We start from the raw sequence: 571 nt of genomic DNA on the forward strand, positions 1-571 counted from the left end.
CTCAATCCCTTTTATTTTATCGCTTAAGTCATCTTTTGCCGTTAGAAAGAGCACAGGTGTTTGCTTACCCGCTGCTCGGTAATTGCGCACCAGCTCAAATCCACTAACATCAGGCAGCATCACATCCATTAGGATCACGCTAAACTCTTCTGTCATCAATGCATGATAGCCATCTAGGCCTGTTAGGTGATGATCAACAATAAAACCAGTTTCCGTTAAGCCTTTTTTTATATACTCGCCTAGTTTCAACTCATCTTCTACCAGTAGTATTTTCATAGTAACCCCTCAATACGATTATGATTATTTGACATCCTAATCAATATAGATGACAAAAACGTTTTGTAACTGACAAAAATGTCATGTGCTCGTAATCAGATTGTCAGTCTTCTTTTGCTAATCTATATGAATGAAACATAGTGGCTCGTTCCTAATATCTAGCAGCTATGAATTATTTTTACAGGTCATTAATTTAATGACCTAATAACTCAAACACCTAACAACTTACAAAAGAGGCTTTATATGAAAATTCACGGCTCATTCAAAAAAGTAGTACTGCTGTCGGTATCTGTAC

General features: G+C 36.6%; 1 protein-coding gene. It reads right to left on the minus strand.

Features of this window, described 5'->3' with window-relative positions:
• Positions 1–276, minus strand: a 276-nt coding sequence (locus JMX83_RS15085; RefSeq protein WP_201603420.1) for a response regulator, incomplete at its 3' end; no start/stop codon positions are given.
• Positions 277–571 lie beyond the last annotated feature (295 nt).

It is taken from the genome of Psychrobacter piscatorii, from assembly GCF_904846415.1.
Taxonomy (GTDB): Bacteria; Pseudomonadota; Gammaproteobacteria; order Pseudomonadales; family Moraxellaceae; genus Psychrobacter; species Psychrobacter piscatorii.